We start from the raw sequence: 13,863 nt of genomic DNA on the forward strand, positions 1-13,863 counted from the left end.
CAGGACCGAAGGGGGTACCGCGTGCTGAGAGCTCCCGCGGGCCGGGCCCGGGGAGCTCTGCACGGGGAGGGACCTGGTGGCCTAGCGTCCCTCGTCGCGGCGGCGCTGCCACCGCTCTTCGATCCTGTTCATCATGGAACGGCGCTGCCGGGTCCTGCGACGCTGCTGACCGCCCTGGGGGGCCGCGGCTTCGCCCGGCTGCTGCTGTTGCTGTTCGCCCGGGTTCGCAGTCCTGCGCCAACCGGTGACGGCGAGCACCGCACATCCCAGCATGACGAGGAAGCCCACCACGCTTACCCAGATCTGCTGCGCGACCATTCCGGCCATCAGGAGCGCGATACCCACCAGGAAACCGGCTACGGCCTGGTACACCCGACGGCGGGTGTACGTGCGCAGCCTGCTTCCCTCAAGCGCTGTCGCAAACTTGGGATCTTCTGCGTACAGCGCTCGCTCCATCTGCTCGAGCATGCGCTGCTCGTGCTCCGAGAGCGGCACGGAGTCCTCCTACTCGTCGGTCGCTTGGGGGCGACCGGGACGCGGCACCTCCAGGATAGGCAGGTATGCGCCCCCGTGAAACCCGCCCCTCTGCGCCAAATCCGCCGATCCGCGGCGCGGATCTGGGCCTGCCCGCCGTAGCAGGCCCTGACTCAGATCATACGGCGCGCCGGGGCCGAACGGGTGGCCTGTGGCCTACTGCACCTTTGCCCGCGGGCGGACCGGTTATCACTTCCGGCCGCCCAGAACATGAAGCTGCGCCGCCACCGGCTGGAACGCCGGCGACTCCGCCGCGGCCCGCTCCAGCTCCAGCAGCGCGTCGAGCGCGCCCGGCTCGGACTCCGCGAGGCCGTCGGGCACCAGGTCGGAGAAGGTGCGTACGCCCTGCACGGCCCGTACGTCCACGCCGGCGGCGGCGACGAGCCGGGTGAGCTCCTCCGGGGTGAACCGGCGCGGCACCGGGTCCGCCTCGCCCCAGCGGCCGTCTCCGCCCGTGAGCGCGCGGCGGGCGGAGGAGAAGTGCCCGGCGAGCGCGCGGGCCAGCACGGCGCCGCCGACGCCCGCCGCCAGCACGCTGAGGAGGCCGCCGGGCCGCAGCGCGGCGACGGCGTTGGCGAGGCCCGCGGCGGGATCGTCGACGTACTCCAGGACGCCGTGGCAGAGCACCGCGTCGTACGCACCGGGCTCGGCGACGTCGAACAGGGCGTGGATGTCGCCCTGCACGCCCCGCACCCGGTCGGCGACGCCGGCCTCCGCGGCACGGCGCTGCAGCCCGAAGAGCGCGTTCGGGCTGGGGTCGACGACCGTCACCCGGTGCCCGAGCAGGGCCGCGGGCACGGCGAAGCCGCCGGTGCCGCCCCCGGTGTCCAGCACGTCGAGCGCCCGGCCGCCGGCCGCGGCGTCCGCGCCGCCCTGCCCGTCGGCCCCGTGCCGGGCCAGGGCGTCCTCCAGCGCCTCCCAGACGACGGCGGCGCGCAGCGACGCGCGCGGCAGGTGGTCGTGCGGTGTCGTACGGGGCATGGAGCGCTCCTCGAAGATCGGGCGTGGCCCAGCTTAGAGGCTGCGCACCGGCGCCCCGTGCCCGAGCGGACGGTCCCGGCACCCCCTGGCGGGAACGGTCTCCGCGCACGCCCGCGACCCGAACGGGGCGACGGGCACGGCGAAGTGCCCGGTACCGAGTCGGCGCCCGGGACTGCGCGCGCACGGCCGGGGCCGGCAGGCGACCGCGGAAGCGCACGGCGCCGCGTCCGGCATCCGGCATCCGGCATCCGGCACACCGGGTAGGCGCGGGCCGGCGGCGGGCCACGCCCGCCGGACCCGCGCGGCCCGCCCCCGGCCGGCGCGCAGCGCCCAGCGCGCCTCAGCGCGGCTCCGGGCCCGGTTGGGGGCGTATCAGCGGCTGGACCACGAGCATCCGCTCGACTATGCGCGTGAACATGCCTGCCGCGCGCAGGAGATCGGCCGCCTCCTCCGCGTCGACCGCATCCCTGATGCCCGCCTCCGCGCGGGCCCGCAGCCGGGCGCCGGCCGCGAACATCGCGCTCCACTCGGCGAGTTCCGGCGCGACCTCCGGCAGCACCTCCCACGCGCTGCGGATCCGCTGCCGGCGCCGCGGCGTCGGCTCCGGCCGCCCGCGCACCGCCAGGACCGCCGCGGCAGTGCGCAGCGCGGCGAGATGGGCCAGTGAGTAGCGCTCGTTCGCCGTCTCCATCTCCGCCGCCTCCGCCAGACCGGCGTGGGCTTGCGCGAGGAGCTCCAGCGCCGCCTTGGGCGCACTGCCCGGGCGCAGGACGGGGTGGACATCACTCGGTGGGGCGTAAGCCGGCTCGGCTGCCATGGCTTGCCTCCTGTCAGCGTCAGTCCTTCAGTCGTTCGTTCGTATGTGCCCATCGTGGCGCACCCCACTGACAATCGACCTGAACTGCCCCGCTACCTGCGACGATGCCCCCGACCGCACCCTCCGCGGCAATTGCGCCGAGCGGTGCCGCCCCGGGGTGGAGCGGCGCCCCGGCCGGGGCGGGCACCCTGGAAACGGGCGCTGCCCCGGCGCAGAGCGATCCCCCGTCGCTCCACCACCGGGGCAGCTTCCCCCCTCTTCCCCCGATCCCCCCTCGTGGGCCGGCACCGGGGTCCAGTTCCGCCACCCCGTGTCGGCGGTCCGTGGCCCCGTACTGCGTCCGTCCCACGTCCTTCACTCTGCCGTTTGTGCAGGTCGGGGCCCATCCGCTCGGATACTCAAGCAGGGGTCTGAGTACGCGTACCTACGACTGAGTACGCACCCCCAGCCCCACCGCTCCCGCCCGCGGGCCCGCGCGGGGCGGGGGATAAAGTCCGGGCCATGGCAGAGATCGCGGTAGTCGGGGCGGGCATGGGCGCCATGGCCGCCTCCGCGCGGCTGGCCCTCGCGGGCCACCGGGTGACGGTCCACGAGCGCTCGGGCACCCACGGCGGCGGCGTACGGCGGCTGGAGCGCGACGGCTTCGGCTTCGACACCGGCCCCGGGGTGCTGTACCTCCCCGCGGTCTACCGCGACCTCTTCCTCAAGACGGGCCGGCGGAAGCTGGAGAAGTGCGTGGACCTCGTGCCGGTGGACCCGGCCGAACGGCACGTCTTCCCCGACGGCACCGCCGCAACCCTGCCCAACGCCTCCCGCGCGGGCGTCGTACGGGCCCTCGACGCCGCCGCGGGCCCCGGCGCGGGCGAGGCGTGGACCGCCCTCCTCGACCGGGGCCGCCGGGTCTGGGAGGCCGCCCGCCGCCCGCTCGTCGAGGAGCCCCTGCCCGCAGACCCGGGCGCGCTGGCCGCCGACTTCTACCCCGTTCCCCCGCCGCCCGCGGGACGCGGGCTGCTGCGCCGCCTGCGCGGCCCCCGCCCGGCCGCCCCGCCCGCCACCGTGGCCGACGTCGGCGCGGGCGAGCTGGGCGCGTATCCCGCGCTGGGGACGATGCTCGCGCAGCACGCGCTGGCGTACGGCTTCGACCCGCGGCACGCCCCGGCGGGGGCGGCGATGCTGCCGTACGTGCAGGAGACCTTCGGCGGCTGGTACGTGCGGGGCGGCATGCGGGCGCTGGCGGACGCGCTGTACGAGCGCTGCCTGGAGCGGAAGATCGAGTTCGCGTTCGGCGCGGAGGTGGTCGCCGTCCGGGTGGGCGGGGACGGCCGGGCCGCGGGCGTCGAACTGGCCGGCGGCGGGCGTGCGGACGCCGACGTCGTGATCGCCGGGGTGCCGCGGGCCCGCCTGGCGGAGCTGGCGCCCGGCGGATACGGGGACGGCGGGAACCCGGCGGCGGCGCGGGCCGTACCGGCGCGGATGACCGTCTGCCTGGCGCTGCGCGGCGCGCAGGACGGCGACGCCGTGCACCGCACCGTCGTGCACTCCCCGGACCCCGCGCGCGAACTGGCCTGGATCTTCGACGGTGAGAAGCCCGGGACCGACCCGGAACCCACCGTCACCGTGCTGCGCCCCGACGACCCCGCGCAGCGCCCGGACGCCGAGCACGAGGCCGTGACGGTGACCGCCGTCGTCCCGGCCGGGGCGTGGGCGGCCGGGGGCGCGGAGAAGGCCGCGGAGGCGTTCGCGGACCGGATGGTGGCGGCGGCCGGGCGGGCGGTGCCGGGGCTGGCGGAGCGGGTGCTCTGGCGCGAGGTGCGTACGCCCGCGGACACCGCCGCCGAGACGGGCGCCCCGGGCGGCGCGGTGCCGGGGCCGGCGCTGGCGGGGGCCGGGGGCGCGTATCTGCCGCTGCCGAACACCACGGCGGTACCGGGGCTCTACGCGGTCGGCGGCTGGGCGCACCCGGGCGGCGGTCTTGCGCACGCGGGGATGTCGGGGGCCCTGGTCGCCGGTCTGATCATGGAGGGCGCGGACTTCCGCGGCTCCCGCTGAGGGCGCGCGCGGCCGGGGCGCGGCGGCGGCCGGTCGGGACGGCCAGTGGGGCGGGTGACCGACGGAGGTCAGTAGCGGTACTGCTGCTGCTCGTAGCCGGGGTAGCCCTGCTGCTGTGCGTACGGGTCCTCGGTGCCCAGCGGATCCGCGTCGCGCTGCTGCGGCATCCAGACGCTGTCGCCCGCCGTCCCGTAGTTCTCCTGGCCGTACGCGGGCTGCCGGCCGGTGTCGTAGCCCTCGGCGTACTGCTGGCCGTACTGCTGCTGGTCGTAGCCGGGGTATCCGGCGCCGCCCGTGTCGTACTGCTGCCCGCCGCCCTGCGTGGAGTCGTAGTACTGCGGCGGGGCCGGGGCGGCGTACTCCGTGCCGCCGTAGGGGTCCGGGTAGCCGCCGGGTGCGGGCGCGGCCGTGTCGTACCCGGCGTATGGGTGCTCCGTGCCGTAGCCGCCGGTGTCCGGGTATATCTGCTGATCCTGCCCGTAGCCGTCCATACCGGCGCCGTTGGTGGCGTAGCCCCCGGCCTCGTAGCCGGAGGTGGTCGCGTGGCTGCCGGTGTCATAGGCGGAGGCCGTGGCGTGGCTGCCGGTGTCGTACGCCGACGTGGTGGCGTAACCGCCGGAGTCGTAGGCGGAGGTGGTCGCGTAGCTGCCGGAGTCGTAGCCGGCGCCGCTGCTCCCGTTGCCGTACGCGTCGTATCCGCCCGCGTACGTCTGCTGTCCGGGGGCGGCTCCCGCGAGGGCCTGCTCGTCGCCGAAGGGCGAGAACTGCGAGGTCTGTTCCTGCGCCGCGACCGGCGCGCCCTCCGGCTCGTACGCCGGGTAGGGGGCGGCGTGCTCCGGGGGCGGCGGCGCCTGGCGGCCGTCGTACGGGCCGTCGTCGTACCCCTGCGCCTCGTACCCCTGCGCCTCGTATCCGCCGCCGTAGTCCTCGTCCTCCCCGCGCCTGTTCACCGCCCAGCCGCCGGAGTAGCCGCTGCGGTAGGAGAGCGTGACCTTGGCCTGGCCGAGCGCGAACACCACCACGCCGAGGCCGATCACGACCACCGAGGGCATGAGCACGCCGAGCACCACGCAGAGGAAGCCGACGAAGGCCAGCGCGCGCCAGCGCAGCGGGGCCTTGTACTGCATCAGCACTTCCCAGAGCAGCCACAGCGCGACGAGCCCGAACATGGCATAGAGGGCCAACCAGGCCAAGTCGCCCATCACGTGCCTCTCTTCCGCCCCCGCTAGGTGGTGCCTGCCCTCAGGACCGCCGGTGCAGTCCGAGGTTCTGGTAGATCTCCAGCGTTGCCGTGGAGTGGTTCAGCGTAATGAAGTGCAGTCCGGGGATTCCCTCGGAGAGCAACCGCTCGCACATGTCCGTGGCGTACTCGATGCCGATGGAGCGTACCGCGGCGCGGTCGTCCTCGACCGCGAGAACCCGATCCGCCAGCTCCGGCGGGAACGTGGCCCCGCTCAGCTCGGCGAACCGCTGGATCTGCCGGGCGTGGGTGACCGGCATGATCTCCGGGATGATCGGCGTCGCGCAGCCGGCGGCGGCCACCCGGTCGCGCAGCCGCAGGTAGTCCTCGACGTGGAAGAACATCTGGGTGATCGCGTAGTCGGCGCCCGCGCGGCACTTGTCGACGAAGTGCCGGATGTCGCTGTCCCAGTCCGTGGACCGCGGGTGCCGCTCGGGGAAGGCGGCGACGCCGACGCAGAAGTCGCCCGACTCCTTGATGAGCCGGACCAGGTCGGCGGCGTACGACACCCCCTGCGGGTGTGCGACCCACTCCCCCATCGGGTCGCCCGGGGGGTCGCCGCGGACCGCGAGCATGTTGCGGATGCCGGCGTCCGCGTACTGGCCGATGACGTTCCGCAGTTCGGCGACGGAGTGGTCGACCGCGGTGAGGTGCGCCACGGGCGTGAGCGTGGTGTCGGTGGCGATGCGCTCGGTGGCGCGGACGGTGCCCTCGCGGGACGAGCCGCCGGCGCCGTACGTCACGGAGACGAAGGTCGGTTGTACGGCCTCGATGCGCCGTACGGCGTTCCAGAGGGTCCGCTCGCCCTTGTCGGTTTTCGGGGCGGCGAACTCGAACGAAAACGACTGCTTGCCGGACGCGAGCAGTTCACGAACAGTGACTGCGCGATCATTCCTGGTCGAAGCGATGCCGGTGGCCATACGCGGCAGGTTAACCGCCGGTCACCTCCGGACCCAAGACGGCCAGCTCAATTGCCCGGGCGGGACCCGGCGCCCCGGGCCGCCCCGGCGATTACCGGACGTCACCGTTCCGGGCCGCGCGCAGCCGCCGTACGAACTCACCCGCCGCAGCTCCGGGGTCCTCCGCGGCCGTCAGGGCGCGCACGACGACGACGCGGCGGGCGCCGGCCGCCAGGACCTCGTCGAGGTTTCCGAGGTCGATTCCGCCGATGGCGAACCACGGGCGGTCGGTGCCGAGCCCCGCCGCGTACCGGACGAGGCCGAGGCCGGCCGCGGGGCGCCCGGCCTTCGTGGGGGTGGGCCAGCACGGGCCGGTGCAGAAGTAGTCGACGCCGGGCTCGGCGGCCGCGGCGCGGGTCTCCGGCTCGGCGTGGGTGGAGCGGCCGATCAGCACGTCCCCGGGCCCGGCGCCCAGGAGGGCGCGGGCGGCGGGCACGGGCAGGTCGCCCTGGCCCAGGTGCAGCACGTCGGCGCCCGCGGCGTGCGCCACGTCGGCGCGGTCGTTGACGGCGAGCAGCCGGCCGTGCCGGCGGCAGGCGTCGGCGAACACCTCCAGGTGCGCCAGCTCCTCGCGCGCCTCCATGCCCTTCTCGCGCAGTTGGACGATGTCCACGCCTGCGGCCAGCACGGCGTCGAGGAACTCGGGCAGGTCGCCCTGGCGGGTACGGGCGTCGGTGCAGAGGTAGAGCTGCGCGGCGCCGAGCCGGGCACGGGCGTCTGCGGTGGCGCGGGCGGCGGTTCCGGCCGTCATGCGGCACTCCCCCTTCGTACGGTCCCGTACGGTCGCGGGGCCGGACCCGCGGCTGCGCGCCCGGCCCCGCGAGGTTACACAGCCAGTGCCTGCGCCCTGCGCTTGACCTCCGTCCCGCGGTTCTCGCGCAGCGCCTGCGCGGGAGTCCCCGGAAGCGAGGGGTCGGGGGTGAACAGCCACTCCAGCGCCTCCGCGTCGCTGAAGCCGTCGTCCTTGAGCAGCGTCAGGGTGCCGGTGAGGCCCTTGATCACCTTCCCCTCGCCGATGAACTCGGCGGGCACGTGCAGCGCGTTGTTCTCACCCCGCCGCACCGCGATCAGCTGGCCTTCCCTCACCAACTGCCGCACGCGGGTCACCTCGACGCCGAGCTTCTCCGCGACGTCGGGAAGGGTGAGCCAGGAGGGGACGAGAGCATCGATCTTCGCATCAATCTCGGTCACACCCCCAGCCTGCCATCTCGGACCGCCTGCCGGTACAGGGCAGCGCCAAAGGGAGGCATATCACCGCGAAGCATCCCCGGATGCAGGGCTGCCGGCGCTGCGCGCGGCGCGCCGCGGACGTCAGAGCGCGGCCGATTTCAGCGGTACGGCCGCGTCGGCGGCCCGCTCGCGGTCCAGCGCGGCGCCGGCGTGGATCAGCTTGCGCCCCTGGGTGAGGTCCCGCGGCCGGCCCACGGCCAGCAGCGCGATGAGCCGGCCGGCGCGCAGCCAGCACACCGACCACGAGGAGCCGTCCGGGTCGCCGCGCCACAGCAGCTCGTCGCGGTCCGTGTGGTGGCCGACGTACTGCACGAAGCGGCCGAACTGCTCGGACCAGAAGTACGGCACCGGGTCGTACACCGCGCCCGGCGCGCCCGCGATGTCCGCGGCGACCGTCGTCGGGCCCTGCAGCGCGTTGTCCCAGTGGTGGATCAGCAGCCGTTCCCCGTAGCGCGCGGAGGGGAACGACGCGCAGTCGCCGACGGCCCAGACGCCGGGCACGTTCGTACGCAGCCGCTCGTCGGCCCGCACCGCCCCGTCGCCGCCCAGCGCGACGCCGGAGCCGGCGAGCCAGGCCGTGGTGGGGTGGGCGCCGATGCCGACGACGACGGCGTCGGCGGTCAGCTCCGTACCGTCGTCGAGGACCACCGCGACCGGGCCGTCCTCGCCGGCGCTCTCGACGCGCTCGACCCGGCGCCCCGTCAGCAGCCGGGCGCCGCTCTCCTCGTACCACGCGGCCATCGGCGCCGCGACCGCCGCGGGCAGCGCCGCCGCCAGCGGATGCCCGGCGGCCTCCACGACCGTCACCTCGCAGCCCTGCTCGCGCGCCGCGGTGGTCAGCTCCGCGCCGATCCAGCCCGCGCCGACCACCAGGACCCGGCTGCGCCGCACCAGCACCGCGCGCAGCCGCGCCGCGTCGTCGAGGGTGCGCAGCAGGTACACGCCGGGCGTGGCGCCTGCCGGGGCGCCGGGCAGCGGGATCGGCGCCGCGCCGGTGGCGAGCACCAGGTTTTCGTACGGCACGGGTCCGGCGTCCGTCTCCAGCATCCGCCCCTCGGTGTCCAGCCGGTCGGCGTGCAGCCCCAGCCGGAGCCCGATGCCGTACTCCGCGAAGTCCACCTCGAACGCCGAGCCCTCCGCCTTGCCCAGCAGCACCGCCTTCGACAGCGGCGGCCGGTCGTACGGATCGTGCGGCTCCGCGCCGACGAGGGTGACGGCGCCCGCGTACCCCTGCTCGCGCAGCGCCACCGCGGTCTGCACGCCGGCCATGCCGGCGCCGACGACGACGGTGCCCGCGGCGGGGCCCGCGGCGCGGCTGGGGCGGCTGGCGGCCCGGTCGGCGGGCGCGCGGTCGGGTTCGGCGTCGGTCACACGATCACTGTATGCCGCACCGGTCGGCCGCCGCTCGTGCCGGCCCGCTCGCGAGGCTCCCTTACAGCGGCCGGGCGTACGGAGTTAGGGTGGCCGGGAAGACTCGCGGGAGCCCGGCGCACCGGGCTGAGAGGGGGGCTGGCGGCCCCCGACCGTACGAACCTGATCCGGGTCATGCCGGCGAAGGGAGGGGCGAACGCGCCCATGCAGCCACGCGACACACCCCCGACGGAACCCACCACGACTCCCGCGGCACCACCCGCCGCCGCGCCCGCGGCGGGCCCAACCGGCGCGCCGCGCACGGCGGATGCCGCATACGACGTCCTCGTCGTCGGCGGCGGCGTCATCGGCCTGGTCACCGCCTGGCAGGCGGCGCGCCGCGGGCTGGCCACCGCCGTCGCCGACCCGGCGCCCGGCGGCGGCGCCGCGCAGGTCGCGGCCGGAATGCTCGCCGCCGTGACCGAACTCCACTACGGCGAGGAAGCGCTGCTGGCGCTCAACCTGGCCGCCGCGGAACGCTATCCGGCGTTCGCCGCCGAGCTGGCGGAGGCGTCCGGCCGGGACATCGGCTACCGCCGCTGCGGCGCGCTGTCCGTCGCGCTCGACGCGGACGACCGCGCCCAGCTGCGCGAACTCCACGGCTTCCAGCAGCGGCTGGGGCTCTCCGCGCAGTGGCTCAGCGGCAGCGAGTGCCGCCGCCTCGAGCCGATGCTCGCGCCCGGGGTACGCGGCGGGCTGCGCGTCGACGGCGACCACCAGACGGACCCGCGGCTGCTCACCGCGGCGCTCGTCACCGCCTGCGAGCGGGCCGGCGTCGCCTTCCACCGCAGCGTCGCGGCACGGTTGCGGATCGCCGGTGCGGGCGAAGGCGAGCGGGCGGCGGGCGCGGAGCTGGCGGACGGCACCCGGCTCGACGCCGGGCAGACGGTGCTCGCCGCGGGCAGCCGCAGCGGGAGCCTGGCGGGGGTGCCGGAGGCGGTGCGCCCGCCGGTGCGGCCGGTGAAGGGGCAGGTGCTGCGGTTGCGGATGCCCGACGCCGGGACGCCGTTCCTGTCCCGTACGGTACGGGCCGTGGTGCGCGGCAGCAGCGTCTACCTGGTGCCGCGGGAGAGCGGCGAGCTGGTCGTCGGCGCCACCAGCGAGGAGCTGGGCTGGGACACCACCGTCACCGCCGGCGGCGTGTACGAGCTGCTGCGCGACGCGCACGAGCTGCTGCCCGGGCTGACGGAGCTGCCGCTCGTGGAGACCGGCGCCGGGCTGCGCCCCGGTTCCCCCGACAACGCGCCGCTGCTGGGCCCCACCGCCCTGGCGGGGCTCCACCTGGCCACCGGCCACTACCGCAACGGGGTGCTCCTCACCCCCGTCACCGGCGACGCACTCGCCGCCGTCCTCACCGGCGGCGAACTCCCCGACGTGGCCCGCCCGTTCGCGGCCACCCGGTTCGGCCGTACGCACCAGCAGCACGAAGGGCGGCAGCACGCATGACCCAGGACGCCACGCAGACCCGTACCGACACCCGTACCGACTCCCCGGCCCACGCGCCCACCATCACCGTCAACGGCGCGCCCCGCACGATCGCCGCGGGCCTCACCCTCGACGCCCTCGTCGCCACCCTCACCGCCGCGCACCGCGGCGTCGCCGCCGCGGTCAACGAGGACGTCGTGCCGCGCGGCGACTGGCCCACCACCATCCTCGGCGACGGCGACCGCGTCGAGATCCTCACCGCGGTCCAGGGAGGCTGACCACCGTGACCAGCACCGTCCCCGCCCCCGTCCCCGCAGACCTCACCGGCGCCGACCCGCTCACCATCGCCGGCGTCCGCTTCTCCTCCCGCCTCATCATGGGCACCGGCGGCGCGAGCAGCCTGGACCTGATGGAGCGCGCGCTCCTCGCCTCCGGCACCGAGCTGACCACCGTCGCGATGCGCCGCGTCGACCCCGGCGTGCACGGCTCCGTGCTCGACGTGCTGCGCCGCCACGGCATCCGCGTGCTGCCGAACACCGCCGGCTGCTACACGGCGGGCGAGGCCGTCCTCACCGCCCGGCTGGCCCGCGAGGCGCTGGGCACGGACTGGGTGAAGCTGGAGGTCATCGCCGACGAGCGGACCCTGCTGCCCGACCCGGTCGAGCTGCTGGCCGCCGCCGAGACGCTCGTCGACGACGGCTTCACCGTGCTCCCGTACACCAACGACGACCCCGTGCTCGCCCGCAAGCTGGAGGACGCCGGCTGCGCCGCCGTGATGCCGCTGGGCTCCCCCATCGGCTCCGGGCTCGGCATCCGCAATCCGCACAACTTCCAGCTCATCACCGAGGCCGCCGGGGTGCCCGTCATCCTCGACGCCGGGGCGGGCACCGCCTCGGACGCCGCCCTGGCGATGGAGCTGGGCTGCGACGCGGTGATGCTGGCGTCCGCGGTGACGCGGGCGCAGGAGCCGGTGCTGATGGCGGAGGCGATGCGGTACGCGATCGCCGCGGGCCGGCTCGCCGCGCGCGCCGGGCGCATCCCGCGCCGGCACTTCGCGCGCGCGTCCTCCCCGGGGGCGGGCGTCGCGGAGCTGGGCCCCGGGGGCGGCCGGGACGAGGGTCCCGGGCCGGACCCGGAGCGGCCCGCGTTCGGGTGAACTGCCCGGCCCCGTAGCGGCACGCCTTCGGGAACGTACTGCAGCACAACGGTGACGGGAACGCGTCCCTCACCTCGTAGACTGCGGTGCGTGGACACGACTCTGGACCCGTCCCCCCATCCGCCGGGAGGGTGGGGAGACCCCATGGTCGGGCAGATGCTCGACGGGCGCTACCGCGTCGACGCACGCATCGCCGCCGGCGGCATGGCGACCGTCTACCGCGCGCTGGACACCCGGCTCGACCGGGTGCTCGCCGTCAAGGTCATGCACCCGTCGCTCGCCGCCGACGCCTCCTTCGTCCAGCGGTTCATCCTGGAGGCCAAGTCGGTCGCGGGACTCGCCCACCCGAACGTCGTGGGCGTCTACGACCAGGGCACCGACGGCCCGCACGTCTTCCTGGCCATGGAGTACGTCCCGGGCTGCACCCTGCGCGACGTGCTGCACGACCGCGGCGCGCTCCAGCCGCGGGCCGCGCTGGACATCCTGGAGCCCGTGCTCGCCGCGCTCGGCGCCGCGCACCGGGCCGGTTTCGTGCACCGCGACATGAAGCCGGAGAACGTCCTCATCGGCGACGACGGCCGGGTCAAGGTCGCCGACTTCGGGCTCGTCCGCGCCGTCGACACCCACACCACCGCCTCGACCGGCGCCGTGCTCGGCAGCGTGTCGTACCTGGCGCCCGAGCAGATCGAGCGCGGCGCCGCCGACCCCCGGGTCGACGTGTACGCCTGCGGTGTGATGCTCTACGAGATGCTCACCGGCGCCAAGCCGCACGCCGGCGAGCACGCCGCGCACGTGCTCTACCAGCACCTGCACGAGGACGTCGAGCCGCCGTCCGCCGTCGTCCCGGGGCTGCCCGCGCAGTTGGACGACCTGGTCGCCACCGCCGCTGCGCGCCGCAGCGCGGAGCGCCCGGCGGACGCCGTGGAGCTGCTGTCGTCCGTACGGAGGGCCCGCGCCCAGCTCACCGACGAGGAGCTGGACGCGGTGCCGCCGCAGGCCCTCGCCGAGGAGCGGATCGGCTCCGAGGACCGTACGGCCGTGGTGCCGAGCCCGGCCGTCACGCCGGCGCAGGAGCGGCTGAACGTCACCAGCGTGCTGGAGACGCCCGCCGCGGCGCCCCCGGGCACCACCGCCGCCCGGCCGCCGGGCCCGCCGGCGTCCGGCGGGCCGGCCCGGCCCGGCCGCCCCAAGCCGCGGCTCGGGCTGCTGGCGCTGCTGGCGGCGGTGCTCGTGCTGGGCGTCGGCACGGGCGTCTGGTACATCAACTCCGGGCAGTTCACCAAGGTCCCCTTCGTGCTCGGCAAGACCGAGGCCGAGGCGCGGAGCATGCTCTCCGGCGAGGACCTGGACGCGGACGTCAGGGAGGACTTCAGCGACACGGTGAAGGCCGGCCTCGTCATCCGTACCGACCCCGAGGGCGGCAACCGCATCCGCCAGGGCGACTCCGTGACGCTCGTGCTCTCCAAGGGCCCGGAGATGGTCGAGATCCCCGAGCTGTACGCGGTCCCGCTCGACGAGGCCAAGGACAGGCTGAACGACGCCGGGCTGAAGCCGGGCGTGACGCGGGAGGCGTTCAGCGAGGAGCTGCCAGCCGGGCGCGTGATCAGCACGGACCCGGAGGACGGCGAGAAGATCAAGGCGGGCCGGGCGGTGGCGATGGTCGTCAGCCGCGGCGCGCCGATCGAGGTGCCGGACGTCGTCGGCGACGACCAGAGCGACGCGGCGGAGGAACTGCGCGAGGAGGGCCTGACGGTCGAGGTCGCCACGGAGACGGTGTACTCCGAGGAGGACGCCGGCACCGTCGCCGAGACCTCGCCGGAGCCGGGCACGGAGCTGGGCGAGGGCGACAAGGTCACGCTGACGATCTCCAGGGGCCCCGAGCTGCTGGAGGTCCCGGACGTGGTCGACATGAGCGTGGACGACGCCGAGCAGACGCTGGAGGACGCCGGCTTCAGCGCGGACGTGAACCAGATCTTCTTCGGCGACAGCGTCTGGCGGCAGTCCCCCGACGGTGGGGACGAAGCGCCGCGCGGCAGCGAGATCACCCTCTGGGTGAGGTGAC

13 protein-coding genes and 1 riboswitch are annotated in these 13,863 nt (G+C 75.5%); of the genes, 5 read left to right on the forward strand and 8 right to left on the reverse strand.

Annotation, left to right across the window (positions count from 1 at the left end; translation table 11 throughout):
* Positions 1-81: 81 nt before the first annotated feature.
* The 3 genes from FB457_RS10220 to FB457_RS10230 all read right to left on the reverse strand — a co-directional run bounded on the left by FB457_RS10220 (position 82) and on the right by FB457_RS10230 (position 2,332).
* Positions 82-495, reverse strand: coding sequence for a DUF3040 domain-containing protein (locus FB457_RS10220; protein WP_047015285.1), 414 nt, complete (start codon positions 493-495; stop codon positions 82-84).
* 228 nt (positions 496-723) lie between these two features.
* On the reverse strand, positions 724-1,515 hold the full coding sequence (locus tag FB457_RS10225; protein ID WP_145781602.1) for a methyltransferase: 792 nt from the start codon (positions 1,513-1,515) through the stop codon (positions 724-726).
* 340 nt (positions 1,516-1,855) lie between these two features.
* Positions 1,856-2,332 carry an SAV_6107 family HEPN domain-containing protein gene (locus FB457_RS10230; RefSeq protein WP_047015287.1) on the reverse strand — a complete coding sequence of 159 codons (477 nt, stop codon included), beginning with the start codon at positions 2,330-2,332 and terminating at the stop codon, positions 1,856-1,858.
* A gap of 501 nt (positions 2,333-2,833) precedes the next feature.
* On the opposite strand from FB457_RS10230, the gene FB457_RS10235 reads away from it, so the two are divergent.
* Positions 2,834-4,381, forward strand: coding sequence for a phytoene desaturase family protein (locus FB457_RS10235; RefSeq protein WP_186461957.1), 1,548 nt, complete (start codon positions 2,834-2,836; stop codon positions 4,379-4,381).
* 68 nt (positions 4,382-4,449) lie between these two features.
* Here the strand turns inward: FB457_RS10235 and FB457_RS10240 are convergent, their stop codons facing one another.
* From FB457_RS10240 to FB457_RS10260, 5 genes are all read right to left on the reverse strand, one after another.
* Positions 4,450-5,583, reverse strand: coding sequence for a hypothetical protein (locus FB457_RS10240; RefSeq protein WP_145781604.1), 1,134 nt, complete (start codon positions 5,581-5,583; stop codon positions 4,450-4,452).
* 40 nt (positions 5,584-5,623) lie between these two features.
* Positions 5,624-6,541 carry a methylenetetrahydrofolate reductase [NAD(P)H] gene (metF, locus tag FB457_RS10245; protein WP_047015290.1) on the reverse strand — a complete coding sequence of 306 codons (918 nt, stop codon included), beginning with the start codon at positions 6,539-6,541 and terminating at the stop codon, positions 5,624-5,626.
* 91 nt (positions 6,542-6,632) lie between these two features.
* Positions 6,633-7,331 carry a thiamine phosphate synthase gene (gene thiE / locus FB457_RS10250; RefSeq protein WP_145781605.1) on the reverse strand — a complete coding sequence of 233 codons (699 nt, stop codon included), beginning with the start codon at positions 7,329-7,331 and terminating at the stop codon, positions 6,633-6,635.
* A 74-nt stretch (positions 7,332-7,405) separates the two neighbouring features.
* Positions 7,406-7,771, reverse strand: coding sequence for an Rv2175c family DNA-binding protein (locus FB457_RS10255; RefSeq protein ID WP_047015292.1), 366 nt, complete (start codon positions 7,769-7,771; stop codon positions 7,406-7,408).
* A gap of 120 nt (positions 7,772-7,891) precedes the next feature.
* Positions 7,892-9,079, reverse strand: a complete 1,188-nt coding sequence (locus tag FB457_RS10260; RefSeq protein WP_253911582.1) for an NAD(P)/FAD-dependent oxidoreductase — start codon at positions 9,077-9,079, stop codon at positions 7,892-7,894.
* A 197-nt stretch (positions 9,080-9,276) separates the two neighbouring features.
* A riboswitch (TPP riboswitch) is annotated at positions 9,277-9,387 on the forward strand.
* Between FB457_RS10260 and thiO the strand changes: the two genes are divergently transcribed.
* The 4 genes from thiO to pknB all read left to right on the forward strand — a co-directional run bounded on the left by thiO (position 9,386) and on the right by pknB (position 13,862).
* The gene (thiO, locus tag FB457_RS10265) at positions 9,386-10,666 is read left to right on the forward strand and encodes a glycine oxidase ThiO (protein ID WP_047019829.1); all 1,281 of its coding nucleotides are present in this window, start codon (positions 9,386-9,388) and stop codon (positions 10,664-10,666) included. (Overlaps the previous riboswitch by 2 nt.)
* Entirely contained in the window at positions 10,663-10,923 is a 261-nt protein-coding gene (gene thiS / locus FB457_RS10270; protein ID WP_047015294.1) for a sulfur carrier protein ThiS, read from the forward strand. The genes thiO and thiS overlap by 4 nt, the downstream gene beginning before the upstream one ends.
* Positions 10,924-10,928: 5 nt before the next feature.
* Positions 10,929-11,801 (forward strand): thiazole synthase, encoded by an 873-nt coding sequence (locus tag FB457_RS10275; protein ID WP_301540161.1) that lies wholly within the window; start codon positions 10,929-10,931, stop codon positions 11,799-11,801.
* A 144-nt stretch (positions 11,802-11,945) separates the two neighbouring features.
* Complete coding sequence (gene pknB, locus FB457_RS10280; protein ID WP_047015295.1) at positions 11,946-13,862, forward strand: Stk1 family PASTA domain-containing Ser/Thr kinase; 1,917 nt, start codon at positions 11,946-11,948, stop codon at positions 13,860-13,862.
* The last annotated feature ends 1 nt before the right edge of the window (position 13,863 follow it).

The sequence above is a fragment of the Streptomyces sp. CNZ287 genome, from assembly GCF_007827615.1.

Bases quoted from the DNA above. Each gene is read 5' to 3' on its own strand.
- FB457_RS10225 (WP_145781602.1), bottom strand. From the start codon at position 1,515: ATGCCCCGTACGACACCGCACGACCACCTGCCGCGCGCGTCGCTGCGC.
- FB457_RS10230 (WP_047015287.1), bottom strand. From the start codon at position 2,332: ATGGCAGCCGAGCCGGCTTACGCCCCACCGAGTGATGTCCACCCCGTC.
- FB457_RS10235 (WP_186461957.1), top strand. From the start codon at position 2,834: ATGGCAGAGATCGCGGTAGTCGGGGCGGGCATGGGCGCCATGGCCGCC.
- FB457_RS10240 (WP_145781604.1), bottom strand. From the start codon at position 5,583: ATGGGCGACTTGGCCTGGTTGGCCCTCTATGCCATGTTCGGGCTCGTC.
- metF (WP_047015290.1), bottom strand. From the start codon at position 6,541: ATGGCCACCGGCATCGCTTCGACCAGGAATGATCGCGCAGTCACTGTT.
- thiE (WP_145781605.1), bottom strand. From the start codon at position 7,331: ATGACGGCCGGAACCGCCGCCCGCGCCACCGCAGACGCCCGTGCCCGG.
- FB457_RS10260 (WP_253911582.1), bottom strand. From the start codon at position 9,079: ATGGCCGGCGTGCAGACCGCGGTGGCGCTGCGCGAGCAGGGGTACGCG.
- thiO (WP_047019829.1), top strand. From the start codon at position 9,386: ATGCAGCCACGCGACACACCCCCGACGGAACCCACCACGACTCCCGCG.
- thiS (WP_047015294.1), top strand. From the start codon at position 10,663: ATGACCCAGGACGCCACGCAGACCCGTACCGACACCCGTACCGACTCC.
- pknB (WP_047015295.1), top strand. From the start codon at position 11,946: ATGGTCGGGCAGATGCTCGACGGGCGCTACCGCGTCGACGCACGCATC.